Source organism: Salinivibrio sp. MA607 (assembly GCF_001996245.1).
GTDB classification, from domain to species: domain Bacteria; phylum Pseudomonadota; class Gammaproteobacteria; order Enterobacterales; family Vibrionaceae; genus Salinivibrio; species Salinivibrio costicola.
The window spans coordinates 13,525-38,820 of record NZ_MUFJ01000027.1 but is presented as its reverse complement, the minus strand read 5'-3'; the positions used below and the strand labels follow the sequence as shown (position 1 = coordinate 38,820).

General features: G+C 47.6%; 21 protein-coding genes and 1 tRNA gene. 13 read left to right on the top strand and 9 right to left on the bottom strand.

The genetic code is table 11. The annotated features are described in order from the left end of the window. The first annotated feature begins 160 nt into the window (after positions 1–160). Positions 161–1,147 (top strand): oxygen-dependent tRNA uridine(34) hydroxylase TrhO, encoded by a 987-nt coding sequence (trhO, locus tag BZG81_RS12380; RefSeq protein ID WP_077457313.1) that lies wholly within the window; start codon positions 161–163, stop codon positions 1,145–1,147. Between the two features lie 113 nt (positions 1,148–1,260). On the opposite strand, the gene BZG81_RS12375 is transcribed toward trhO, so the two are convergent. Beyond that, entirely contained in the window at positions 1,261–2,592 is a 1,332-nt protein-coding gene (locus BZG81_RS12375) for a sigma-54 interaction domain-containing protein (protein ID WP_198532315.1), read from the bottom strand. A 233-nt stretch (positions 2,593–2,825) separates the two neighbouring features. On the opposite strand from BZG81_RS12375, the gene BZG81_RS12370 reads away from it, so the two are divergent. The 3 genes from BZG81_RS12370 to BZG81_RS12360 all read left to right on the top strand — a co-directional run bounded on the left by BZG81_RS12370 (position 2,826) and on the right by BZG81_RS12360 (position 4,684). Then, positions 2,826–3,404, top strand: coding sequence for a BON domain-containing protein (locus BZG81_RS12370; protein ID WP_077457315.1), 579 nt, complete (start codon positions 2,826–2,828; stop codon positions 3,402–3,404). Between the two features lie 32 nt (positions 3,405–3,436). Beyond that, on the top strand, positions 3,437–3,718 hold the full coding sequence (locus BZG81_RS12365; RefSeq protein WP_077457317.1) for a hypothetical protein: 282 nt from the start codon (positions 3,437–3,439) through the stop codon (positions 3,716–3,718). A gap of 114 nt (positions 3,719–3,832) precedes the next feature. Beyond that, positions 3,833–4,684 carry an EamA family transporter gene (locus BZG81_RS12360; protein WP_077660895.1) on the top strand — a complete coding sequence of 284 codons (852 nt, stop codon included), beginning with the start codon at positions 3,833–3,835 and terminating at the stop codon, positions 4,682–4,684. A 100-nt stretch (positions 4,685–4,784) separates the two neighbouring features. Here the strand turns inward: BZG81_RS12360 and glpD are convergent, their stop codons facing one another. From glpD to BZG81_RS12340, 4 genes are all read right to left on the bottom strand, one after another. Further along, entirely contained in the window at positions 4,785–6,326 is a 1,542-nt protein-coding gene (glpD, locus tag BZG81_RS12355; protein WP_077677518.1) for a glycerol-3-phosphate dehydrogenase, read from the bottom strand. Between the two features lie 295 nt (positions 6,327–6,621). After that, positions 6,622–8,145: a glycerol kinase GlpK gene (glpK, locus tag BZG81_RS12350; protein WP_077460889.1), complete on the bottom strand. Its 1,524-nt coding sequence runs from the start codon at positions 8,143–8,145 to the stop codon at positions 6,622–6,624. Between the two features lie 63 nt (positions 8,146–8,208). Then, positions 8,209–9,078 carry an MIP/aquaporin family protein gene (locus BZG81_RS12345; protein WP_025744339.1) on the bottom strand — a complete coding sequence of 290 codons (870 nt, stop codon included), beginning with the start codon at positions 9,076–9,078 and terminating at the stop codon, positions 8,209–8,211. Positions 9,079–9,364: 286 nt separating this feature from the next. Then, positions 9,365–10,069 (bottom strand): riboflavin synthase, encoded by a 705-nt coding sequence (locus BZG81_RS12340; RefSeq protein ID WP_025744340.1) that lies wholly within the window; start codon positions 10,067–10,069, stop codon positions 9,365–9,367. Positions 10,070–10,222: 153 nt separating this feature from the next. On the opposite strand from BZG81_RS12340, the gene BZG81_RS12335 reads away from it, so the two are divergent. Together BZG81_RS12335 and BZG81_RS12330 are read left to right on the top strand one after the other, a co-directional pair. Beyond that, positions 10,223–12,397, top strand: coding sequence for a TonB-dependent receptor domain-containing protein (locus BZG81_RS12335; RefSeq protein ID WP_198533655.1), 2,175 nt, complete (start codon positions 10,223–10,225; stop codon positions 12,395–12,397). Positions 12,398–12,565: 168 nt separating this feature from the next. Further along, entirely contained in the window at positions 12,566–13,579 is a 1,014-nt protein-coding gene (locus BZG81_RS12330) for a 2-hydroxyacid dehydrogenase (RefSeq protein ID WP_077660898.1), read from the top strand. Positions 13,580–13,642: 63 nt separating this feature from the next. Here BZG81_RS12330 and yiaY read toward each other — a convergent pair whose 3' ends face one another. Then, on the bottom strand, positions 13,643–14,791 hold the full coding sequence (gene yiaY, locus BZG81_RS12325; RefSeq protein ID WP_077677516.1) for an L-threonine dehydrogenase: 1,149 nt from the start codon (positions 14,789–14,791) through the stop codon (positions 13,643–13,645). A 283-nt stretch (positions 14,792–15,074) separates the two neighbouring features. Here yiaY and BZG81_RS12320 point away from each other — a divergent pair, with 283 nt between their 5' ends. Further along, a complete protein-coding gene (locus BZG81_RS12320; RefSeq protein WP_025744343.1) occupies positions 15,075–15,713 on the top strand; it encodes an OmpA family protein in 639 nt (212 codons plus the stop codon). Positions 15,714–15,795: 82 nt separating this feature from the next. On the opposite strand, the gene BZG81_RS12315 is transcribed toward BZG81_RS12320, so the two are convergent. Beyond that, positions 15,796–17,403: a cryptochrome/photolyase family protein gene (locus tag BZG81_RS12315; protein ID WP_077677515.1), complete on the bottom strand. Its 1,608-nt coding sequence runs from the start codon at positions 17,401–17,403 to the stop codon at positions 15,796–15,798. A gap of 145 nt (positions 17,404–17,548) precedes the next feature. On the opposite strand from BZG81_RS12315, the gene BZG81_RS12310 reads away from it, so the two are divergent. Both BZG81_RS12310 and BZG81_RS12305 read left to right on the top strand, forming a co-directional pair. Continuing rightward, positions 17,549–18,085: a hypothetical protein gene (locus BZG81_RS12310; protein ID WP_077460883.1), complete on the top strand. Its 537-nt coding sequence runs from the start codon at positions 17,549–17,551 to the stop codon at positions 18,083–18,085. 87 nt (positions 18,086–18,172) lie between these two features. Then, entirely contained in the window at positions 18,173–18,835 is a 663-nt protein-coding gene (locus tag BZG81_RS12305; RefSeq protein WP_077677514.1) for a glutathione S-transferase, read from the top strand. Positions 18,836–18,858: 23 nt separating this feature from the next. Here BZG81_RS12305 and BZG81_RS12300 read toward each other — a convergent pair whose 3' ends face one another. Further along, positions 18,859–19,524, bottom strand: coding sequence for a glutathione S-transferase family protein (locus BZG81_RS12300; protein WP_077677513.1), 666 nt, complete (start codon positions 19,522–19,524; stop codon positions 18,859–18,861). Between the two features lie 338 nt (positions 19,525–19,862). Between BZG81_RS12300 and BZG81_RS12295 the strand changes: the two genes are divergently transcribed. After that, entirely contained in the window at positions 19,863–21,470 is a 1,608-nt protein-coding gene (locus BZG81_RS12295) for a peptide ABC transporter substrate-binding protein (protein ID WP_077605502.1), read from the top strand. 115 nt (positions 21,471–21,585) lie between these two features. On the opposite strand, the gene BZG81_RS12290 is transcribed toward BZG81_RS12295, so the two are convergent. Next, positions 21,586–21,661, bottom strand: a tRNA-Asn gene (locus tag BZG81_RS12290). Positions 21,662–21,866: 205 nt separating this feature from the next. Here BZG81_RS12290 and BZG81_RS12285 point away from each other — a divergent pair. From BZG81_RS12285 to BZG81_RS12275, 3 genes are all read left to right on the top strand, one after another. Then, positions 21,867–23,783, top strand: a complete 1,917-nt coding sequence (locus BZG81_RS12285) for an alkaline phosphatase family protein (RefSeq protein ID WP_443216221.1) — start codon at positions 21,867–21,869, stop codon at positions 23,781–23,783. Positions 23,784–23,886: 103 nt separating this feature from the next. Beyond that, positions 23,887–24,126 carry a YdcH family protein gene (locus BZG81_RS12280; RefSeq protein ID WP_025744348.1) on the top strand — a complete coding sequence of 80 codons (240 nt, stop codon included), beginning with the start codon at positions 23,887–23,889 and terminating at the stop codon, positions 24,124–24,126. 13 nt (positions 24,127–24,139) lie between these two features. After that, positions 24,140–25,261: a PQQ-dependent sugar dehydrogenase gene (locus BZG81_RS12275; protein ID WP_077677512.1), complete on the top strand. Its 1,122-nt coding sequence runs from the start codon at positions 24,140–24,142 to the stop codon at positions 25,259–25,261. Positions 25,262–25,296: the final 35 nt, after the last annotated feature.

Here is a 25,296-nt window from a genome sequence, read left to right as displayed (position 1 = left end):
TTGGAGCGCACCAAGCCGTGCATGGTACGTTTTTTTGCTCAGTAACCATACTTTCTGTCGGTGTTTAGAGGGTTGTCATTTCGATATACTCCGCGCCCTGCTTTATTCCCCTAATAACCCATGCACTGGATTTACGCTCCAGCCAGCAAGAGGAAAAAACATGTCTACTTATGTCATTTGTGCTTTGTACAAATTTGTCACCCTTGAAGACTATCAGTCTTTGCAAGCGCCATTGCTTGAGGTAATGGAAGCCAATCAGATAGGCGGTACACTCCTTCTCGCTCACGAGGGCATCAATGGTACAGTCGCTGCGACACGAGAAAATATGGATGCGCTATTTGCGTGGTTTAAAAACGACCCACGCCTGGCCGATATTGACTATAAAGAATCGTTTGAAGACAGCCAGCCGTTTAGTCGTACCAAGGTAAAACTGAAAAAAGAAATCGTCACCATGGGCGTGGAAGGCATTGACCCACGCCAAAGTGTCGGCACCTATGTCAAACCGACCGAATGGAACGCATTAATCAGCGATCCGGATGTGTTGGTGATTGATACGCGCAACGATTACGAAATTGAGATCGGTACCTTTGAACGCGCCGTTAACCCGCATACGGATAGCTTTCGCGAATTCCCGGACTATGTCGAGCAGCAACTTGACCCCAGTACCCACAAAAAGGTGGCGATGTTCTGTACTGGCGGGATCCGCTGTGAAAAGTCGACGGCATTTTTGAAAGAAAAAGGCTTCGATGAGGTATATCACCTCGAGGGCGGGATCCTAAAGTATCTTGAAGAGGTGCCTGAAAGTGAGAGCTTATGGAACGGTGAATGTTATGTTTTTGATAGCAGAGTTGCCGTTAATCATGAATTAGAAAAAGGCTCTTACGCAATGTGTAACGCTTGTCGTCTGCCAATAACCCAAGCAGACATGGAAAGCGAGCACTATGAACAAGGCGTCTCCTGTCCAAAATGTATCGATAAACACACCGACGCGCAAAAAGCTGCGTTTCGTGAACGAGAATATCAAGTTCGCCTCGCACGTGAACGGGGTGAACAACACGTCGGCGGTGAAGCGAGAAAAGTCATTGAGCAACGTCGCGAATTAAAGAAACAGCGCCAACGGCAACAAAGTAAAAAAAATAAAGCTTAATCAGACTAGAACACGCCCAAACTGCTTCTGCGAAACGGTGCGCGATCCCTTGCGCACCGTTACTTGTCTACTGTATGCGCGATATCACCCGCTTTATTTCACTCGATATCGATTCAATGCTGTAATTTGTTGTAAAGTGTTTTCGGGCTTATCCCCAATGCAGCCGCTGTGCGTTGACGATTACCATTGTACCGAGCCAAAGATTGTTTGATTGCCATCTGCTCTAGTTCTGAGAGTGTCATTCCTTCAGGGATAAAGCAGGAAGCGGTCATTTTATCATCCTTGCGAACAACCGTTTTAGGTAAGTCCGACACCTCAATGTGTCCATTACTTAATAGAAAACCATGCTCAACTGCATGTTTCAGCTCTCGCACATTACCCGGCCAACGATGCTGAGTCAGTACGCTTAAAGCTTCTGCACTTAGGCTAGTTTGCGCGTTATAGTGATGATTAAGTTCAGCGAGAAAATGCGTGATAAGTGCATGAATATCATCACCTCGTTCGCATAAAGGCGGGACGGTGACAATAAATTGCGCAAGGCGATAATAGATATCTTCACGAAGTTTTTCCTGAATGATTGCCTGATCTGTATCTCGGTTCGTTGCCGCTACTAAACGCACATTGGCCGTTTGATTCTTTGTCGCACCAACAGGGCGATATTCACCAGATTCCAGCACCCTCAGCAACTTTACCTGAAGTGTTTGAGGCATCTCGGTTATTTCATCAAGGAATACTGTTCCCCCCTCGGCTTGATAAAAAATACCTTGGTGATCTTGATGCGCCCCAGTAAACGCCCCTTTTACATGACCAAACAATTCACTCTCTATCAATTCCGGGCTCAGCGCACCGCAATTGATGGCCATAAAAGGGGCGGCAGCTTGTTGACTCAAACTATGCAGTGTTTTCGCAACATGCTCTTTCCCCACGCCGCTCGCACCAACAATCAATACATTTGCATCCGTTGGTCCAAGCCGTTGAAGTTGGTGATATAGCGATCGCATTGGCTCAGACGAGCCCAACAGATAACCATATTGATTTGCTTGGCTTTTGAGCACTGGGATTGCGGTCTGATGTGAAACAAAGCGCGTGTCTAAGCGATCAATAAGCAACGTCTGAACCGATTTACCATCTAGCGGTCGCCGAAAAACAGTTGCCGCACAGTCCTGTACTCGCGCATTCCAAGCGGGATTTGGTGCACCATTGCTTATTAACGCCCAATGGGTATGTCGATATTCTCCCATCACACGAATAATCGTTTCGGTACACATAGTGTCTAAATCAATATCAAGCACTACCCAGTCCGGCGGCTGTAATTCAACAGCGCGAAGAAGATCCGTAGGCGTATCAAATGTAGAAAGATCAACATGCTCTAGCCTTTGTACGGGTTGAAGCAGCTCAATATCCGAGGTTTGGTTGACACAGGCAAACAGGCGAGATTTACACATTACTCTTCCTTTCATATTGCGAATGTACGCATGACCTTGCCACATCGCTTACAACTAATTAAGTAATAATTACACCCACACAAGTAATTATTACTTAATTAATGGTTAAACAAGCAAAAGAAAAATCATAACTAACTGATTATTAATTAAATTTAAAACTGGCACAGTATTCGCAGGCTTCAAGGTAGCAACGCCACCATGTTGCTCACATTCATAGGAAAAAGGAGGAGTTAATGAAGACGACTCATCAAGGTCGATTTCATCCTTTGTTCGTATCATTGGGGTTAGCACTAACACTGGGTGCTTCGTCGGCATATGCAGACAGCAGCAAAAACCAGTGGCAAGACCAAGCTAAAGATGCGTGGATTGATGGCAAAGCCGAATCCATGCTGATGGTTAATACTGACCTAAACAACTTTGATATCAACACAGATGTAGAGCAAGGTGTGGTTATCTTAACGGGAAACGTAGACACTGAGTTGGATAAGAGCTTAGCTGGCGGTCTTGTGCGCCAAATCGACGGGGTCAGTCAGGTGGAAAATGATCTCACCGTTTCTCAACCCGCCAGCAAAGCCGCAGACTTAGGGCAAGCCGTTGTCGACACAAAAGTAAGTGCGGCATTAAAAACGAGCTTGCTACTTAATCCAGATATTAGCGGAACCAATATTAATGTCTCCGTTGAAGACGGCGTGGCAACCTTATCCGGAAAAGTCAAAAGTGATGGCGTTCGTGATCTAGCCGTCTTAATGGCGGAAAACGCCCAAGATGTCGAGCGTGTCATTGATGAACTTAAAGTAGAAGAAAATGCCTAAGGGTAATGACAAACCCCTAATAAGGAGATGCTATGCAACGCCAAGAAATGATTGAAAAATTACACGGCCGCTTACATGACTGGAATCAAGAAATTGATAAGCTTGAAGCCAAAGCGAACGTCGCATCAGCAAATGCAAAAGCCGAATACCGTGAGTCGATCGAGCACTTAAGAGCGCGAAAAGAACAAGCAAAAACGCGCATTGATGAGCTTCAAAATGCCAGTGACGAGGCGTGGGATGATATTAAACAAGGCGCCGAACAAGCATTAACATCACTTAAAGAAGCTTATGACTCGGCCAAACAGAAATTCTAGCTAACACACTAGGATTGAGACAATTCGCTCCAAAATCTTTGCCGCTCTCATCGGAGCGGCTTTTTTTTTTCTTTATGTTAAGGTAAGACTTTAATATCACCAAGGAGAGGAAACATGCAGGCTCGCGCGCTTTTTATCGCTATATTGAGTGTTTTTGGCGCCATGTGCGCGATTCAATTCGGTGCCTCGTTTGCCAAGCAGCTGTTTCCTCTGGTGGGGCCTGTCGGGACAAGTGCTCTGCGAGTCGGGTTTTCCGCCCTGATACTATGGCTGGTTTTTCGGCCTTGGCGCCAATGGCCTCGTGGACGTCACTGGCGCGCTATTAGCGTTTATGGCAGTTGCCTGGGTGGCATGATGCTGCTGCTTTATTTAGCGATTGAAACCATTCCTCTCGGGATTGCCGTTGCACTCGAATTTACGGGTCCTCTTCTGGTTGCATTGCTTTCAATACGGCGCGCGCGGGACAGCCTTTGGATTGTGCTCGCCGTCGGCGGTGTGATCACATTGCTCCCGGATCTATCAGGCGTAAATGCCCTCGACCCACGAGGGGTTGCATACGCCCTAGCCGCCGGGGGCTGCTGGGCTGGCTATATTTTATTTGGTCAAAAAGCGGGTAATCTAGCGCCAGGCGGCGGCACTGTTGCACTGGGGATGACGGTTGCTGCGCTCTATCTTGTACCCGCGGGCTACGTTGCCACCGATGGCGCTCTGCTCCAGTGGCAACTGCTGCCATTGGGCATTGCGGTGGCACTCATTTCTAGCGCTATTCCCTACTCGTTAGAGATGATCGCGCTGCGAAATATGCCTAAGCAAACCTTCAGTGTGATGATGAGTTTAGAGCCCGCCGTTGCCGCAATGGCAGGGCTATTGGTTCTCGACGAGCAACTTGCACTGCGCCAATGGCTCGCCATCGGTATGGTAATCACTGCCTCGTTAGGCAGTACGTTATCGGCTAAAAGGCATTAACGAAAAGGCACTAACACCAACCAATAGAAAAGAGCGCCGATGGTCGGCGCTCTTTTTAGTCATCGAATCTTGTTCTCTGAACGACTCACTTTACCGAGTGTTAGCTCGCTTCACTCAATGGCAGTGCATGCACCTTGACGCGCTGTTGCTCGATGTACTGGCTAATCGCATCAGCCTGCTCTTCAGTCAAATAGAGACCAAGCTTCGTACGGCGCCATAGCGCGTCTTCAACATGCTGCACAAACTCGTGTTGAATGAGATAATTTAGCTCAGCTTGATAAACACCATCTGCAAACTGACGTCCCATATCTGCCTCGCTGGTGCAGCCTTTCATCAACTGATGGGTGCAAGTACCGTATGTGTCCACAAATCGCTGCGCCGTCTCGTGACTTAACCACGGGTAACGTTGCTTGATTGACATGGCCAGATCATCGCGACCACAGCTGAAGTCACCACCAGGTAACGTTCCGTTTGCGGTCCAAGGCTGACCCATTTTGTCAAAGAATGGCTCGAGTTTACGCATCGCGGACTCCGCCAGCTTACGATAAGTGGTGAGCTTACCGCCGAAGATGGATACGAGCGGCGCTTGACTGCCCTGCTGCTCTAACTCAATGGTATAGTCACGTGTCATTGCCTGCGGTGAATCCGATTCGTCATCACATAGAGGACGCACACCACTGTAGGTCCAAATAACATCCTCGCGTTTGATTTGGTGCGTAAAGTGCTGATTGACCACATCAACCAGATAATCAACTTCAGCATCATCAATTTTAGCTTCACGCGGATCCGCTTTGTGTTCAACATCCGTGGTACCAATCAGTGAAAACTTATCCAGATAAGGGATCACAAATACAATACGACCATCATTATTTTGCAGAATATAGGCTTGTGGATCTTGATGGATACGTGGTACCACCATATGAGAGCCTTTGATCATTTTGATCCCACGTGGCGATTTTTCATGGAGGCTATCGTCGTAGAATTGTTTGACCCAAGGCCCTGTTGCATTCACCAAGGCTTTCGACTTGCGCTCAAAACGCTCGCCGGTGTGTGCATCTTCTAAGGTAACACGCCAGATATTGTTTTCACGCTCTGCCGTCACCACTTTACAATAGTTACGGACTTCACCGCCTTTCTCTTTGGTAAACTGAGCGTTAAGCAGTGTGAGACGCGCATCATCTACCCACGCATCAGAGTACTCAAAACCGATCTTCATCTCTTTTTTCATATAGCCGGTTTTACTGAGATCCACTTTGTGGCTACTTGGTAACGTCGAACGTTTACCTAAATTGTCATATAAAAAGAGGCCACAACGAATCATCCACGCGGGGCGCAGATAAGAGCGATGCGGCAAACGAAAACGCATAGGAAAGGCAATATGCGGCGCTTTGTTGATTAGCACTTCACGCTCTGCGAGCGCTTCGGAAACTAAACGAAATTCATAATGCTCTAAATAGCGAAGCCCGCCATGAATCAACTTTGAGCTTGCTGATGATGTGGCCGATGCGAAATCTTTTGCATCGTACAATCCAACATTAAGCCCGCGGCCTGCTGCATCTGCAGCGATGCCTGCACCATTGATACCGCCTCCCACGACGATAATATCGAGTAATGCTTCTTGATGAGTATTATGCGTAGTCATTATTAGCCGACCTTGTCCATATATGAGCGAACGAACATTAATTGATGGGTGTAACTGTATATCAACTTTCGTTTGCGGTCACTATTAATGTTCGAAAAATTATTATCGAGTGTGATAAGTGTAGAATAAGTGTTATAAAAATGCGTGAATTGTGAACCGTAAAGCCAGGATTAACGTAGCAGGAGCAGATCGTTGTTACTCTGCTATCCAATAAAGCAGAGTTCATCCGTCTGCGTTCAGGCATAAAAAAAGGCGCGAAAACGCGCCTTTTCAAGATGACTCGATTTAGACGTAATTAAATGTCTTCTTCCTCATCATGAAGCTGTGCCCATGCCTGAGCACATTTTACCGCACGCTTCCAACCACGGTAACGACGGTTCCGCTTTTCTTCATCCTGATGAGGCTCAAAGCTGCGATTGAGTTTCGCTTTGTCTTTTAACTCATCCAAGCTACCCCAGAAACCAACAGCCATCCCCGCAAGATAACCCGCGCCCAGCGCCGTGACTTCGGTCACTTCGGGGCGGTGAACTTCCGTATTAAGCACATCGGCTTGGAATTGCATCAAGAAGTCATTGGCAACGGCACCACCATCCACGCGTAACGCCGCTAGCTTGATACCTGAATCGGCTTGCATTGCATCCAATACGTCACGCGTTTGGTAAGCAATCCCTTCCAATGTTGCTCGAATAATATGATTTGAATTCACACCGCGCGTTAAGCCTACAATGGTACCGCGGGCATATGCATCCCAGTAGGGGGCGCCTAATCCCGTGAAAGCCGGGACCACATAAACACCATTTGACGTATCGACTTTAGTGGCAAAATACTCAGAATCATGCGCGTCTTCGAGCACTTTAAGCTCATCACGTAACCACTGGATAGAGGCTCCGCCCATAAAGACCGCGCCCTCAAGCGCATAAGAAGGTTCACCCTGTGGACCACAACCAATCGTCGTCAGCAGGCCATGAGAAGACGTAACTTTCTCTTGCCCGGTATTCATCAGCAAGAAGCACCCTGTGCCGTAGGTATTTTTCGCTTGTCCGGCTTCTACACACATTTGACCAAATAGCGCAGCCTGTTGGTCACCCGCGATCCCAGCAATTGGAATACGTGTCCCGCCTTTACCGCCGATATTCGTTTGCCCATATACCTCAGAAGAGCGACGCACTTCAGGTAACATTGAAGCGGGGATACCGAGCTCATCGAGCATTTTTTGATCCCAGCACATATCATTGATATTAAACAACATAGTTCGTGACGCATTGGTATAATCCGTCACATGCACACGCCCTTGGGTCATTTTCCAGACCAGCCAGGTATCCACGGTACCAAACAATAGCTTACCCGCTTCTGCGTCCTCTCGCGCGCCTTCGACGTTGTCCAAAATCCACTTCACTTTTGTACCTGAGAAATACGGATCAAGTACAAGCCCAGTGTTATCGCGAACATATGAAGTTAAACCACGCTCGCGCAAGTCATCACAAATGTCGGCGGTACGACGGCATTGCCACACAATCGCGTTGTACACAGGTTTTCCGGTTTCTTTATTCCAGACTACCGTGGTTTCACGCTGGTTTGTAATACCGATACCCGCAATCTCATCACTACGGATACCCGTTTTGCCCAACACCTCAACTAAGGTGGAGCTTTGTGTCGCGTAAATTTCCATTGGATCATGCTCGACCCAACCGGCTTGAGGATAAATCTGGGTAAATTCGCGCTGAGACACACCCACAATATTCGCGTCATGATCCATGACGACGGCGCGTGAGCTGGTAGTACCTTGGTCTAGAGCAACGATATATTTGTGCGCAGACATAATCGGGTTTCCTTCTATCTCTTATATTTTAGTCGTTATGGCGCACTAACGCGCCCATGCTACTTATGCGTTTACTTTTTGCGTCTCGGTTTCAGCCAGCTCCAGCTCCTCATCATCACACTGGTTAGGAATGGTGCAACCATGGCCCTCTTGAGGCAGGTATGGGGCAATCACTTTTGGATACAGCCAACCACCGAAACAGGCCCCTAAAATTGGTGCGACAATGGGCACAATAAAGTACGGAATATCGCGTGCGCCTGTCAGGGCATAATCCCATCCGGCAAAGAAGGCAAATAGTTTAGGACCGAAATCACGCGCAGGGTTCATTGCAAAACCGGTCAATGGACCTAACGAGCCACCGATAACCGCAATCAAAATACCGATGAGTAATGGATTCATTGGGCCACGTGCAGCGCCATTATTTTCATCGCCTAGCGCTAAGATGCCAAACATCAACACCGCTGTGATCACAAATTCAACCGCCATGGCACCCATGAAAGACAGAGCTTGATGCGGATACGTTGAGAAGATACCTGCGGTTGCTAAGGCCTCGGGGCTACTCCGAACAACATTATTGGCTAACTCCCACTCGACGAAAAGATTGCTATATAGACTGTAAACAAGTGCGGCGGACGCAAACGCACCAAGCATTTGCGAAATAATGTAGGGAACAACTTTACTTTTATCAAAGCCATGGAAGGCCGCGAGAGCGATGGTAACGGCAGGATTAATATGCGCGCCTGAGACACCTGCTGTGCAGTAAATGGCAATCGCCACACCAAAGCCCCAGACGATACTGATTTCCCACTGACCAAAATCGGCGCCAGTCAGTACCAGCGCTGCCACACAACCCACGCCAAAGAAAATGAGCAAGCCCGTGCCGATAAACTCGGACACGCACTCGCCTAATAGAGTCGACGATGCTTTTTTCATGATGATTATCCTTGTCACTGTTAGTAGGGGTACACGTTCAAAACCACACTACCATTTTGCATAATCACAGCATCTCGAAAACAAACTCACAACAAAAATGAGCGTTCGAGCATAATTTTATGACTTAATACTGACATTTTTGTTAACTACATCATTATTTGAGCACGTTCGCGCACAAAATGCGCAAACACAGTGGGATTGCTAGAAAGCTAGGGATGGCAAGGCTTGGCGCCCCTCATATCCATGCAGTGATCGTTGAGGAGCGCGCTTTGTTGTTATCTTTTTGTTATCGAGAGGTTGGCATTGAGACCCCAAGTGTATCAAGATCGATCCCTTTCTCCTTTGCTAACGATTCGAGCACAGGAAGTAAGGGGCCAAGCTTTTCGCTCAACGTATCACGCACGGTATCCACCATCACTTGGGTTTGTCGCTCGATTTCTATATTAACGGAATCACCGACAGTCTTTCGCTCGAACGTTGTCATTCGCCGCGTCTCTGGGATCAACCAAACGTCAAACCACCCTTCATCCTTGTTTACGTCGGCAATGGTCAAGCTTGCACCATTAATAGCGATATAACCTTTGGCAAAGATGTAGCGCATCCATGACGTTGCTAAGGAAAATCGCAATCGACAATTTTCCTCTTGAAACAGCACGTCATGCACTAAAGCACAGCAATCCACATGCCCCGATAACGGATGTCCGCCGATTTCTGCGCCATCTTTCGCTGCTCGCTCCGCATTCACGCTATCGCCAGTATTAAACGAACGTAACGTCGTTATCGCTAAGCTTTGTAGCATCACATCAAAACGCACAAGATTCGCTTCTAATCGCTCAGTGACCGTCAAACATACGCCATCAATGGCGACACTGGCACCAATTTCTAATCCATCACAAAAACCATCTGGGAAGCGAATATCGAACGTTCGAATACCTTGGTGATCGCGACAAACGTCAATATTTGCCACCGCTTGAATAATTCCGGTAAACATGGGGGATATCCTCTTAAGAATTTCCCATAATCATACTGCTTGGCAACAAAAATAACCAACGCGCACAAGTGATAATCAATCTCATTAGCATTGATAGTTGTGATTAGCCGGCGTATAGTGCGCATTTTTATACGTCAGTAAAGTATTATGAGTATGCCGTATCCTTCTTTATGCTTTGCCATTTTGGCAGCCTTCGCTATTGGCATTCATACCGCCAGTGCTAACACGAATCGCTCTCCCGACAGCATTGAAACCATTAAGGTGCAAGGTGAGCAACTAAACCATCCTATTACCCTTATTTCACCGGGAAAATCGACTTTAGAGCTGGACGATATTCAACGCGAACAGGCTCATAACATCGGAGAGTTGGTCATGAAAATGCCCGGCGTCTCACTTGATGCCGGTGCGCGCCCAGGCAGTGAACGTATCAATGTGTGGGGGTTTTCTCACCCCTCAGCACTATCTGTCCGTATAGATGGTGCTCCAGTCGGATTTCAACAGTATCGATATGGCAGTTTTTTCCTCGATCCTCAGTTGCTAAGATCTGTCCGCGTGGTAAAAGGCGATCATAACGTTCGTGCCAGTGTGGGCGCCTTTGGCGGCAGTTTTATTATGGAAACAAAAGAAGCTGCAGACTTTCTTGATGCGGATGAGTCAATCGGTGCGACGGCTCAGGCTGGCTTTAATAGCGTGAACCAACAATGGAAACGCAGTATTACTGCCTTTGGCAAATCCGACTCTGGCTGGTCGGTATTGCTCCATGGGTCAAAACGTGATGCAGATGATATTGAGCTAGGAAACGGAGAGACATTTGATTTCTCGGGCTACGCCCAACATAGCTTGCTCGGTAAAATTCATTATCAATCTGGTGCGCATGATTTTATGTTAAGCCACACACGGTATGACGACCAGGGAAGAAAACCGTGGGCAAATCGACGCGGCGCCATGCCTTCGATTAGTGATTACAAAATAGATAAGTATGGTAGCTACGAAGCGGCATTATTTGCCACATCGGTGGATAATCATTATCGCGAGTATACCAGTACCCTGAATTACCACTATCAACCGTTTAATAACTTTATAGACACTAGTGTCGTGATCGCACATTCACAAAACCATCGTTATTGGGAGAGACCCGACAGCACCTATCAATCTTATATTTCTTCGGGTCAATACGGTCATCAGGTATGGTTATCATATGAGCGTTGGTTTGCAGAATTGACGAATACTAGCCACTTCGGTGATCACGAAATTATGATCGGCGCTCAATACCAAGACCAAAACCGAGACTCTCGCGTTTACAATCATACTTATCGAAAAAAACCAGCGAAAAACTACGGGTACTATACACCAAACTTTGAACCATCTGGTGAACAGCGAACTCAAAGTGCGTTTGTCCAAGATAGATACTTCATTACTCCAGATCTCGAACTAACCGCCTCGCTGCGCTATAACCATATTCGATCAGAGGGCGTTCCGAATTTAGCACCTGATTATAACGACCCATCTGTGGGTCATGACTATAGTGCTGTTACTCACCAGGGTTGGGAGCCGCGTATTGCATTGGTCTACGATGTCAGTCCATCTACGCAAATCAAAGCCGCCTATGCTTATGGCTTGAAAGCACCAACAATTGACGAATTGTATACGGTGCAGTATGCAAGAGCCTCTAAACGGGCCTCGACAAGTCGGGATCTTTCCGTGACTCGAGTCAATGCGTATCTATTAGGTATGACTAATGAGCATCAACGTGTGTTGACTGAAAGCGATCACCTTGCTACTGAGGTCACGCTGTTCTGGAATGACATCATTCATGACGTTGCTCAGCGTCGTGGCATAAATGCGACAAAACAAAAAGAAGGCTACTATACCAACCTAGAAGGGCTATATACCTACGGCCTCGACGCACAGTTACAATATCGTCTCTACGATTGGTTCACCGATGCGTCTGTTTCTATTGTTAGGGGGAAACATAAAGGATCATTGCGCGATAGCACGGGCGCAGACGAATACTGGTACGAAACCCCACCACTAAGTGCAATGTTCGGTATCGGACGCCAACTGACAGATACCATTCAAATCGCATGGCAAGGGCAATATTGGGACGAGCAAGATCGTGTTCCTAACGAGCCTTCTTTGCACACTGCAAACGTGGCAAGTGACGCCTACTTTTTCCAAAACTTGTATGGTGAATGGAAGCCCAGTGATGATTTTGTAATACGTGCCACTATCGTCAATCTTACCGATCAATATTACTCACCCTACCTTTCTGCCGGCGTGCCAGCAGCTGGCCGAGATATACGCATTAATGCCACTATTAGGTTCTAGGCAAGCGAGGGAGACACAACATTATCAAAGCCGAACACAAGTTCGGCTTTGCAATTTCGTACCATAACCGACACGATTATCCTGATAAATTTAATGGTTTATTTCTGATCAAAATCACGTTATTGATAGAGACCATTCACCTCCCCCGATTAAACCGGAGGCTATTTAATGACGACCATTGCCGTATTTAGCGCAAAATCTTATGACAAGGCCGCCTTTACTCATGTCAACGACGCATTTGCGTACACGTTTGAGTTTCATGATTTCCAACTCACTGACAAAACAGCCAAAATGGCGCAAGGTGCCGAGGTGGTTTGTGCGTTTGTAAACGATGATTTGTCTCGCCCCGTACTTGAAATTCTCGCAAAGGCAGGGACTTCTCTCGTAGCCTTGCGTTGCGCTGGCTACGACCGTGTCGATCTCGACGCAGCTAAATCACTGGGGATCACGGTTGTGCGCGTGCCCGCGTACTCGCCTGAATCGGTCGCCGAGCACACGGTTGGCATGATGATGTGTCTTAATCGTCGTTTCCATAAAGCGTATCAACGTACCCGCGACGCGAACTTTGAACTCGAGGGTTTAGTCGGCTTCAACTTTCATGGCAAAACAGTGGGGATTATTGGTACAGGAAAAATTGGTATTGCGACCATGCGCATTCTCAACGGCCTAGGGATGCGTCTACTCTGCCACGATCCCTATCAAAACCCACAGGCCCTTGAACTGGGGGCGGAATATGTTTCAAAAGAAACGCTTTATGCGCAAAGTGATGTGGTTTCTTTACATTGCCCCATGTCTAAAGAGAACTACCATTTACTCAGTGCCAACGCATTCAATCAAATGAAAGACGGTGTGATGGTGATAAACACCAGTCGGGGCGAGCTTCTTGATTCTGTCGCGGCCATCGAGGCACTCAAACAAGGCCGAATTGGCTCATTAGGCTTAGATGTCTACGACAATGAGCGCGATCTCTTTTTCCAAGATAARTCGAATGATGTGATTGTGGATGAYGTRTTTCGTCGSCTTTCAGCCTGCCACAACGTATTGATTACCGGCCACCAGGCTTTCTTAACCAAAGAAGCACTGCACAACATTGCCGAGACCACATTGGCGAACATTCAGATCGTACTAAGCGGTCAGACTTGCCAAAACCAAATCGTCGAAGTGGAAGACAGAAGCGATTAACGCCGATTAAAAAAGGCCTGATCACTCAGGCCTTTTGTTCTTCAATATCGATTTAGCGGCTGATTACATGGCTTCCATGAAAATTTTAGCGATTTCTTCATGGGTTGCTTGCTTCGGATTGGTAAACCCGCAAGCATCTTTGAGCGCATTTTCCGTCAACACATCAATATCGTCTTGTTTAACGCCCAATTCATTCAGACCTGCAGGAATACCTACATCCGTTGACAACGACTGAATCGCTTGGATTGCGGCTTTCGCACCTTCATCCTCAGTCATGTTTTCGGTATCAACGCCCATCGCAGTTGCCACATCGCGTAAACGACTTGCACAGACTTGCGCGTTATAGCGCTGAACATGGGGGAGCAATACCGCGTTACACACACCATGAGGGAGGTCATAAAACCCGCCGAGCTGATGTGCCATGGCATGCACATAGCCGAGCGACGCATTATTGAATGCCATACCGGCCATAAACTGCGCATAAGCCATTTGTTCACGTGCCTCAATATTCTGTCCGTCAGCCACGGCGGTACGAAGGTGCTCTTGAATCAAGGTCATTGCTTTGAGCGCGACGGCATCCGTGATCGGTGTCGCGGCGGTTGATACATACGCTTCAACGGCGTGAGTTAATGCGTCCATTCCGGTCGCCGCGGTTAGTGAAGCTGGCTTCGCGAGCATAAGCTCAGGATCATTCACCGAGATAATTGGCGTGGTATGCTTATCGACAATCGCCATCTTAATATGACGTTTTTCTTCAGTAATAATACAAAAACGCGTCATCTCAGATGCCGTGCCGGCCGTTGTATTGATCGCAATCAGTGGCAGTTGAGGTTTCGCCGATTGATCGACACCTTCATAATCACTGATATGGCCGCCGTTCGTGGCAACTAAAGCGATACCCTTCGCACAATCATGCGGCGATCCGCCACCCAAAGAGATCACGCAGTCACATTGATTCGCTTGCAAAAGCTCAAGGCCTTGCGCCACATTGCCGGTTGTTGGGTTAGGCTGAGTACCGTCATACACCACACTGTCAACCTGGCGACTATCCAGTAACGCCGCGATTTGTTTGACGACACCAATTTCGTTCAGCACCTTATCGGTGACAATGAGGGCTTTTTTAAATCCATGCGATTGAATAGCGTCTGCGGCTTCTGAAAGGCATCCGGCACCCATAAGGTTAACCGCTGGGATAAAGAAAGTGCTCGACATGATCCTTGACTCCTTTTGTAGGGATAACAGAGGTTTTAGCAGAAAGTGCTTTCCCCTTTTGATGCCATTTTGTAACACGCCATTAGTTCGTCACATTTTGATCCAGCGCAATTTGCTAGGCAAGATAAACAAAATAAAAGACAAAACTGAGAGTTGTGTCTGCGACGGAGTCCATTGTGTTTAAAACATCAGCAGAAAATCATTTTTTTGACACTTTCTTGAAGAATAATGTCTAACATGCAATAGAGTAGAGTCATCGCTAACTTGTGATAGAGAGAACACAATGGGAACAAAATATAAACTGACTGCGGTTGCGGTTTTGACTGCCTCACTGGCATTAACAGGCTGTGAATCCATGTCGAATGCCCAAAAAGGTGCGGCCATTGGCGCAATCACCGGTGCGATTGCGGGTAAGTCCACCTCTAACCACAAAGATAAACGCGCATTCATCGGGGCGGCCATTGGCGCGATCGGTGGTGCCGCGGTGGGCAACTATATGGATAAGCAAGAGCAGGCTTTCCGTGAGGAATTGGCAGGCTCCGGGATTCAAGTAGTGCGAGAAGGGGATAATATCCGTTTGATCATGCCATCGAATATTACCTTTGGATTGGATCAAGATGCTATCGCCGCCGACTTCTACCCTACCCTCAATGCGGTTTCCAACGTCATGCGCAAATACGACAAAACCTTTTTAAGCATTGAGGGCCATACCGACAACACAGGGGCGGCCTCATACAACCAAGGCTTGTCTGAGCGACGTGCGATGAGCGTTAAACGCTATCTTGCCAGCCAGTCTATCGACAATGCGCGCCTTTATACCTCTGGATTTGGCGAAACACGTCCACTCGTTGCCAATAACAGTGCATCCAATCGCGCATTGAATCGTCGGGTTGAGATTCAAGTGGTGCCAAACACCCAATAGCGGCGGTGATCAGTCAAGAATGACACAACACGGTGCGCTTATTGGCAGTAAGCGCACCGTAAAGAGGTATTGACCACCAACACTAGAGATTATCGAGGTGAGCAAGCAAATAGTCTGCACGCTCAAGCATGGCCTCGCGCTGGGCAGCGTCCATTTTATCCCAGTTTCTGTAAGGCATAGCCATTCTTGGATTTCGACTAAAGCGATCGCGATGACGCTGCATAAAATGCCAATAAAGTGCATTCAGTGGACACGCGTTATCCCCCACTTTCTCTTTCACTGAGTAATGACAATCCCCGCAATAATCACTCATGCGATTAATATAAGCGCCACTGGCCGCATAGGGTTTCGTGCCAACCAACCCGTTATCAGCAAATTGCGTCATCCCCCTGGTGTYAGGCATCTCAACCCATTCTATCGCATCAATATAAATTGATAAGTACCAGTCATCGACGGCATCCGGGTTAATACCGGCTAGCAAGCAAAAGTTCCCCGTTACCATGAGTCGTTGAATATGGTGTGCGTAGGCCGTTTGCAATGACTGGGTCACCGCTTGAGACACACAGCGCATTTTGGTTTGCCCATCCCAGAAATAACGCGGGAGTGGTCGATTTGCCTCGAGGACATTTTTCTCTGCATAAGCAGGCATATTTGCCCAATATACGCCACGGATGTACTCCCGCCAGCCTAATATTTGACGCACAAAGCCTTCAATCTGCGCTAGGTTGATGGCATCACTATGTCGGAAATACTCAATCGCGACGGTAATAACCTGCATGGGATGAAGTAACTTTGCATTCAGTGCAAACGACAAACGGCTGTGATAGAGGCTCCATTGGTGATCGCTACGACCCGTCATGGCATCTTGAAACTGACCAAACAGAGGCAAGTAATGACGGCAAAAGTGATCCAACAAGGCTTTCGCCTGTGATCGTGTCACAGGCCAGAGTAGGTCTGGTGCAGGTTCACCGATCGTCGCAACGTTATGCCGTTCGATACGAGCTAAAATATCGCGAACATCGTTACTGAATACTAAGGGAGACGGAATGGCCGCTAAATCGCTTTTTTTGAGCTTGTTACGATTATCTTGATCGTAATTCCAGCGTCCTCCTTCTGGCGCATCACCGTCCATCAGGACACCAAACTGGCGACGCATATCCCGATAAAAATACTCCATTTTACGATGTTTATTCGCCGTAAACTGAGTCGCTATATGCTCGTAAGGCAATAAAAAATGCTCTGTATCAACACATTGGATTGCCACTTTATTGGGGAGATTGAGCGCGATGAGTTGCTGCGAAAGCCGATACTCGTCCGGCCGCTGATACGCAAAGGTGTTTACCTGATAATGTTCACACAAAGCACTTATTAGCGCGGGTAAATCTTGATAGCGTTGAGTGTCATCTAAAGTGAGGTAACAGACATGGTGACCCGCTTGCTCAAGTGCATGGGAAAAGGCCGCCATCGCCGCGAAGAATGCGCTTACCTTTTGGACATGATGCCTGACATAGGTGGCTTCTTGGTTAAGCTCCGCAACCAAATAAAGCACAGAGTCATCGGTCTGTTTAAACCATGAATGGCTCGCATTGAGCTGATCGCCCAGCACCAAGCGCAAAGTTTTATAGTGCGTGCTTTTCACTGGCACCTCGTTGTCATAATAAGTGTTGCAAGATAAATGTTGCAAAATCATACGCAGCAAACCACATTTTCGATGATTGCCTAGCTCAACCAGCTTGAATATCTGCCAAAACGCTCTACATTGGTCCAAACACTAGCCATTATGCCCTACTCTTATGCGCGCACTTCTTGTCAGATTTTGCCTGTTGATCACTCCAATGATAGTTGTCTATCCGACATTGGCAATGAATGAGCCCGCTAGCCAGTTTGTACAAGACCTTCGCTTCCACGGCTACATAGATAATTACGGTAACGTAAAACTGCGGTTTGCGCCGATTACAGCACTCCCTGCAGGGTTCAAAACAAAAGGGTACCTGGATATTGAAGCCAGTGATATTGTACGGCTACCTCGCGGATTAGAGGTGGGCGGGTATTTTAACGCGGCCAATACCGCTTTGAAGCAGCTACCGAGAATGAAAGTCGGTGGCTATATTAACCTGACCAATACACAAATAACGCGTCTGCCCCCTAACCTCGTGGTGCGAGGCGATTTAAGCTTGGTCAATACGCCATTGACAGCGCTCCCTCAGCGTCTATTTGTTGAAGGCAATTTATACCTCACGAACTCGCCGATAAACGCTATTCCTGACGATATCTATATCGGCGGCAATCTGTATATTCGCGGTACAAATATTCAAGAAATCAGTCCGGATCTTCGTATCGAAGGACAAGTCCTTCCCGCTCTTACCCAATGATCTGCCAATAATTATTGATCGAATCAGCATGAGAGTCGTACGTTATCCCGAGCCTAGTTTTTAAATTACAGTCTAAAACGGTCCGATATGATTACTTTACATCATTTAGAACAATCGCGGTCTCAGCGTATTGTTTGGTTATTGGAGTCTTTGGCGGTTCCATATCAGTTGGTTCGCCACCAGCGTGACCCAAAAACCAAACTCGCACCGCGTGAGTTGAAACAAATACACAGCTTGGGGAAAGCGCCCGTGATCGAAGACGGGGACATTGTGATTGCGGAATCTGGCGCAATCATTGAATATTTGTTAGATACATACGGGGATGGCAGCTTAATACCTGAAACAAAAACAGAGAAGAGCCTCTATCGATACTGGATGCATTATGCCGAAGGCTCTCTGATGCCACCATTGGTGATGTCTCTGATATTCAGTAAAATTCCAGAATCTCCCATGCCATTTTTTATTCGGCCCCTAGCCCGGAAGCTGATGGATGGTGTGAAGCAGCAGTTCCTGACGCCGCAGTTACACGACCATTTCGCTATGATAGATAATCATTTAGCGCATCATCAATGGCTCTGTGGGGACCAAATCACAGCGGCCGATATTCAAATGAGTTTTCCATTATTGGCAGCGCGCCCACAGCTTCATACCGAACATCACGCCAACATTTTTCGCTATCTGGAGCAAGTTGAGCAGCAACCCGGCTACCAGAATGCGTTATGCGTGGTCGGCCCCCTAAAAACACTGTAACAAAGACAGTGTTAAGGCTTGTATTATGCAGGCAGAGTCGACTCTGCTTGCATGATCCAACGCTGATAGCCTGGCAAATCAGCTAACTGCTGATACCAGCGAGAGATATTAGGTGGCAAGGTTAAAGACGCCTCATTATGCAAGCTATGGATCAAACTTCCTATCGCAATATCAGCCAATGTTATGCGATCTGATGCGAGATATTTTTGCTCCGCCAGTACCTCATCGATTCGTTCCAGATGATAACGACACTGCTCTAGCGCCTTTTCTCGTGATGACATAGCTTGTGAAGACATAGCATGTGAAGACATAGCYTGTGAAGACATAGCTTGTGGGTGGTCAGAGGCTGAAGAGAATAACGCCCTTTTAATAACGGGTTGGAATGAGGAGAGACACCAGTCCATCCAGCGTTCATAACATGATCGTTGAAACGCACAATCCGGATACCACATTTTGTTACCATAACAAGCAACGAGGTAGCGCAATATGGTATGTGACTCCCACACGCTATTCGGGCCGTCTTCTAAAACGGGGGTTTGTTGCATCGGACAACGCTCAGCGATGGCTTGTGCGTCACGATGGCTATGACGAATATCGACTTCTTCTAGCGCAATACTTAAATCCAGCTCCTCAATCAACCACATCACTTTCTGAACATTTATTGACAGCGGATGTCCGTACACTTTCATTTTACTCTCCTTGTAACAGTCAGAAGCAGTTCCTTGCCTTGATTTTATTTGATTTAAGATGAATGTTTGAGGCTCGCATAATCCAACGAGCTTAGCAAGTCATCGTGTTTCTATGCTAAAAGCATGACAACTTAGCCATACAAACACCGGGAAGACCAACGATCATGCTGCTTTAATCGCTTAAACCCCTGTTTAATGCTGCTCGCGAGGTGTCACCTTTTATTGCTGTCACCAACGCGCATCATATTTCTTTCATCTAGGTTTTATTTCATCAGCAATTAGGGTTAATCTATTGATTGTTAAGATTTATTAACAAAACACTCAACCAAGGAAGGCTTATGAAAATCAAGATACTCGCCAGTGCCATGGCGTTAACATTATGCAGTTCAGCGTTTGCCGCCCAAGTGCCAGAGAATGTCACCCTCGCTAATGAACAGACCCTCATTTGGGGCGTCGCCGGTGAAGTACCAACACTAGACCCGACCAAATCCAGCGATACCGCCAGCAATAAAATTATCTCCGATTTATTTGAAGGGTTAATGATTCGTAATCCAGAAGGCGAGGTTGTGCCCGGCCTGGCGAAAGACTGGGAAATCAGTGACGATGGACTTAAATATACGTTTCATCTACGTGATGCGAAATGGTCAGACGGTGAGCCTATAACGGCCGACGACGTTATCTTTACCTTACGACGCGTCGTCGATCCTGTTACAGGTGCGCCTTACGCTTGGTATTTAGGGACCGCCAATATTCAGAACGCAAAAGCGATCACTGACGGCGAAAAGCCAGCAGAGCAACTCGGGGTTAAAGCCATTGACGATCACACGGTTGAGTTTACCCTGGAACGTCGTACGCCTTACTTCCCCAATATGCTGACTCACTCATCAACGTATCCAGTACCACAGCATGCGCTTGAAGCGTTTGGTGACAGCTGGACTCGCCCCAACAATATGGTGAACTCGGGTGCCTACAATCTCACTAACTGGGTCATTAATGAGCGCATTGATCTTGAGCGAAATCCGCTTTATTGGAACGACAAAGAAACAGTGATTAATAAGACTTCGTATGTTGCATCAAGTAATGTCAATGCTGAATATAACCGTTATCGTACCGGCGAGATCGATATCACCTCGAGCTTCCCTTTGGAAGCGTATGATCAAATCAAAAAAGAACGCCCTAATGAATTGATCACCATGCCGTCTTTGGCAACCTATTATTACTTATTTAATACCGAAAAGGCCCCTTTTGACGATGTCAGAGTGCGCAAAGCCTTATCTTATGCCATTGATAGAAACATCATCACCGATATTATTCTCGGCCAAGGCCAAATTCCTGCGTATGGCGCTACCCCACCAGCGATTAACCACTTTGAGGCACCCAAGCTTGAATGGGCGGAAATGAGTCAGGATGCGCGCTATCAAAAAGCCAAATCCTTATTGGCGGAAGCCGGGTTTACGCAAGACAATCCACTGGAGTTTGAACTGGTTTACAACACTATGGAGTCACACAAAAAACTGGCACTGGCAGTAACCTCGATGTGGAAACGCCACCTCCCGGTTGATGTCAACTTAGCCAACCAAGAGTGGAAAACCTTTTTACAAAAAGTGCTGCAAAAAGATTTTGATGTCGCCCGAGACGGTTGGATTGGTGACTATAACGAAGCATCGACGTTCTTGAGCTATTTCAGTAGTGACGGTATGAATAAAACCAGTTGGGGGAATAAAGATTATGATCACGCGCTGGATCAGGCTTTGACGGTCGTCGACCCGGAAAAACGCAACGATTACTATCAAGAAGCTGAGCGTATTTTTGCTCGCGACATGCCAGCCATTCCGCTGTACTTCTACACACGTAGTGTGATTAAAAGCCCTAAAGTAGGCGGTTATAACGTTGAGAACCCGAATAAATTGCGGTACACCCGTAATCTATACATAACGCAAAATTAATGGCAGAAAGTGCAAACGCCACGCTACCTAGCGTGGCGTTTGACAATACGTGACAAAATCCAAAAAAAAACGCAAAAAAAAACGCCAGCCTTTCGGCTAGCGCTTTCTCTAAATTTGGCTCCCCCAACTGGACTCGAACCAGTGACATACGGATTAACAGTCCGCCGTTCTACCAACTGAACTATGGGGGAATTGTCTTTTGCGACAACGAGCGAGATGATAGGCAATCCATTATCTCGGTGCAACCCTTTTTTCAATAAATCCCCACACACTCGGCTCGAATGGCTAAAAAGGCAACAAATCAGACGATTAAACTATCTTCTTTGCACTCACGTAGGTAAAAGTGCAAATATACAACCCAGTAGCCCAGTAGCTGATTTCGAGGACCCAGAGACATTGGATAAAGACGCATCGCTCCCACTCTTTATTGCCGGCCCCATGCTACGGCGTACGACACAGCATGAAGTGACGTTATGGTCAGTGCTAACACAAAAGCCCGAAGATGGCACCGTGTCAGTTTATCAGCACAACCAGATATTAGCATCCATGCCATTGTCAGCCGGACATTGGTTTCGTCTTGGCGAGCGTGCGTGGGTCGTGCTTCATCATCTCCGGTCGGCCCATGGGTTTCCCGTCGATCTCCCGTTGTCATACGATATACAGATCAACCACAGGGGAGTGGCGGACATCCAACCGGATATCTTGTATGACAACGAGCAAGCGCCCTCTTTTTGTATTCCCTCAAAAGCCACCCACATCGCGCATGGCTCATGCCGACATCCGCACCACCACTGCGATGATGCCCTCGTCACTCTCGACCAACATTTGGCCACGACCCCCATGACACACTGGCCTAATATGTTGATTATGAGTGGGGATCAAATCTACGCCGATGACGTCGCCACGCCGATGCTGCAGCGTATTCGCCGGTTAATTGCCGTATTAGGTCTTAAAAATGAGTATTTCGAGGCCGCGCCCATTGTCGACTGCCGTGCCTTGGATACACACCCTGACAGCTATGTTCAACGTGGCAAGCTCCTCCCTAGCCAGCGCGCGGAAAAGGGCGGCCGTTTAGAGAGACTGTTTGGTCAACCACAGCCTATTTTTACCTCCAAAACCGTCTCCAATCACTTGATAAGCTTTGCAGAACACGTCGCCATGTATTTGCTGGTTTGGGCTCCCGTTTCTTGGACGCTAACAGACGGACCTCATCTTCATCTCCCCAGTCAACTTACCGACAGTCAACGCGAACGCTATCAACAAGAAACACTCGCACTCAATGCCTTTCGTTCCGGTTTAACCGGTGTGCAGCGACTATTCGCACATCTATCAACCTATATGATCTTTGATGACCATGACATCACGGATGATTGGAATATCACCGTCGGTTGGGAACAGGCCGCGTATCTCAATCCCTTTTCTCGTCGCATTATCGGCAATGGTCTGATGGCTTACTGGTTGTGCCAAGGTTGGGGCAATGCGCCCGATAACTTTGGCCAAGACTTTCTCACTACCGCCCGCCAAAGCGCCTATCAGCCCATTAGTGTTTGCGACCTGGACACACAAACAGAGACGCACCAGGCTATGGTGGAGCAATGTCTGCGCTTTGAGCACTGGCATTACACGGTACCAACCACGCCACATCTTGTTGTGTTAGATACACGCACTCGTCGCTGGCGATCCGAGTCACGAATGAATAAACCGTCGGGCCTGATGGACTGGGAAGCACTGATGGATTTTCAACATGATCTGTTAAGGCATGATAGCGCGGTGATCGTCTCTGCCGCTCCCATGTTTGGCGTTAAATTTATCGAGGTATTACAGCGAATTGCGACCTGGCTAGGCGCGCCGACTGTCGTCGATGCCGAAAACTGGATGGCCCACCCAGGGAGTGCCAATACGCTACTCAGTATTTTTCGTCATCAACGTACGCCCACCAATTACGTGATTTTATCTGGGGATGTGCATTACTCGTTTGCTTATGATATTCGAATCCGATTTCGCACCCATAGTCCGCGTTTGTGGCAAATAACTGCCAGTGGTTTCAAAAACCGCTTCCCCGAGCCACTTCTGAGCTTTTGCGAGTGGTGCGATCGCGTTTTATTCAGCCCACTGTCTCCACTGAATTGGCTCACTAAACGCAAGCGTATGCGTATTGATCGGCGCGACCCTGATACGCCAGGCCCGAAGCGTCTCGTCAATGCCAGCGCCGTAGGATTGGTCACCTTGAATGAAGATGGCTCTCCACGCACCATTAGCCTTCTGAAGACCGATGGTCAACGCGTCTCTTTTCCCGAAAAGACAAAGACCTAGACAGCTCGCCTACTACATCACCGTGATTATCGTTGATGAAATTTGGATAATCGCGGTAAGCAGGCCTAACCTTATAAAAGGCAGGCCGATAACAGGAGGCTGTATGCAAGGAGAAAACCACGCACTCGTTTTTGATTTCCCGGAGCATCGCGATCGTATCCACCACCTTAAGCAATATGACCCCGCGTTTCAGCTCGATGCGCAACGCTATCATCAACTCGATCACCATATTCGTGGTTTAGAGATGAACCAAATCCCCACCAGCGACGACATATTTACTGCCATGAAACGACAGCGCGCGCACCTCAAAGACCGCTTGTACGAAAAACTACGCACACATTAATGGGAGGTGAGCAATGCGTTTGTCGCATTCATTGTGCTTGGTCGTTCTGTTTCTTGGAACAATAGGGGCTGCAGAGGCAAAAACCATCAACACGGAGGCGGTGAGCCTTCGTGTTGAAACACTGAAATCCGGCTTTTCTCATCCATGGGGGATCACTGAGCTTCCGGATGGCGATCTACTGATTACCGAGCGTGACGGCAAGCTTAAACGGCTGACACCCAATGGGCTGGTCGTCTCCATTTTAGGCACCCCAAAAAACGTGTTTCAAGAGGGGCAAGGGGGCCTATTAGATATCGCCTTGGCACCTGATTTTGCGACCAACCAGCGTTTATATCTTTCCTATGCCGCCATCGACGAGCGAGGACAAGCCGGTACTGAGGTTATAATGGCCACACTGTCTAAAGATGTACTCATTGACAGTCGTGTTATTTTTAAAGCCTCTCCCAAACGCAGTGGCGGGCGCCATTTTGGCAGTCGTTTATTGGTCACTTCTGAGCACCTATATATCACGCTTGGCGATCGCGGCCACCGAGTTCGTGCGCAGTTTGCCGACGATCACCTGGGTACGCTCGTTCGTCTAAACCTTGATGGTACAGTGCCGAAGAGTAATCCCTTCCTACAGGCGGATGACAAACGTGCGGAGGTATTTAGCTTCGGGCACCGAAATATCCAAGGCATCGCCCTCGATAACACAGGCACACGTATTTGGGCACATGAGCACGGTCCCCAAGGTGGCGATGAACTCAACGTTATTCTCGCCGGTGAAAACTATGGCTGGCCGACTATAACATATGGCGTTAACTATGGACTGGGCACACAAATCGGAGAGGGGACATCAAAACCAGGGATGCGCCAACCGGTTTATTATTGGGATCCGTCAATTGCACCGTCAGGCATGATCATGGTTGACAGTGATCGCTTCCCAATGTGGCAAGGCAACCTGTTGCTTGGCTCTTTAAAATTTGGGTTATTGATCAGACTAGTATTGGAAGATGGCAAAGTGATTCATGAGGAGCGGATGCTTGATGGTCAGTTTGGTCGTATTCGTGATGTTATCCAAGCAAACGATGGCAGTATATTGTTACTGACAGACAGAAGTAACGGGAGTTTATTGAAACTGACGCCTTCCCCTTAAAACTATGCTCGTACTTGTTTTAGGTGACCGTATCA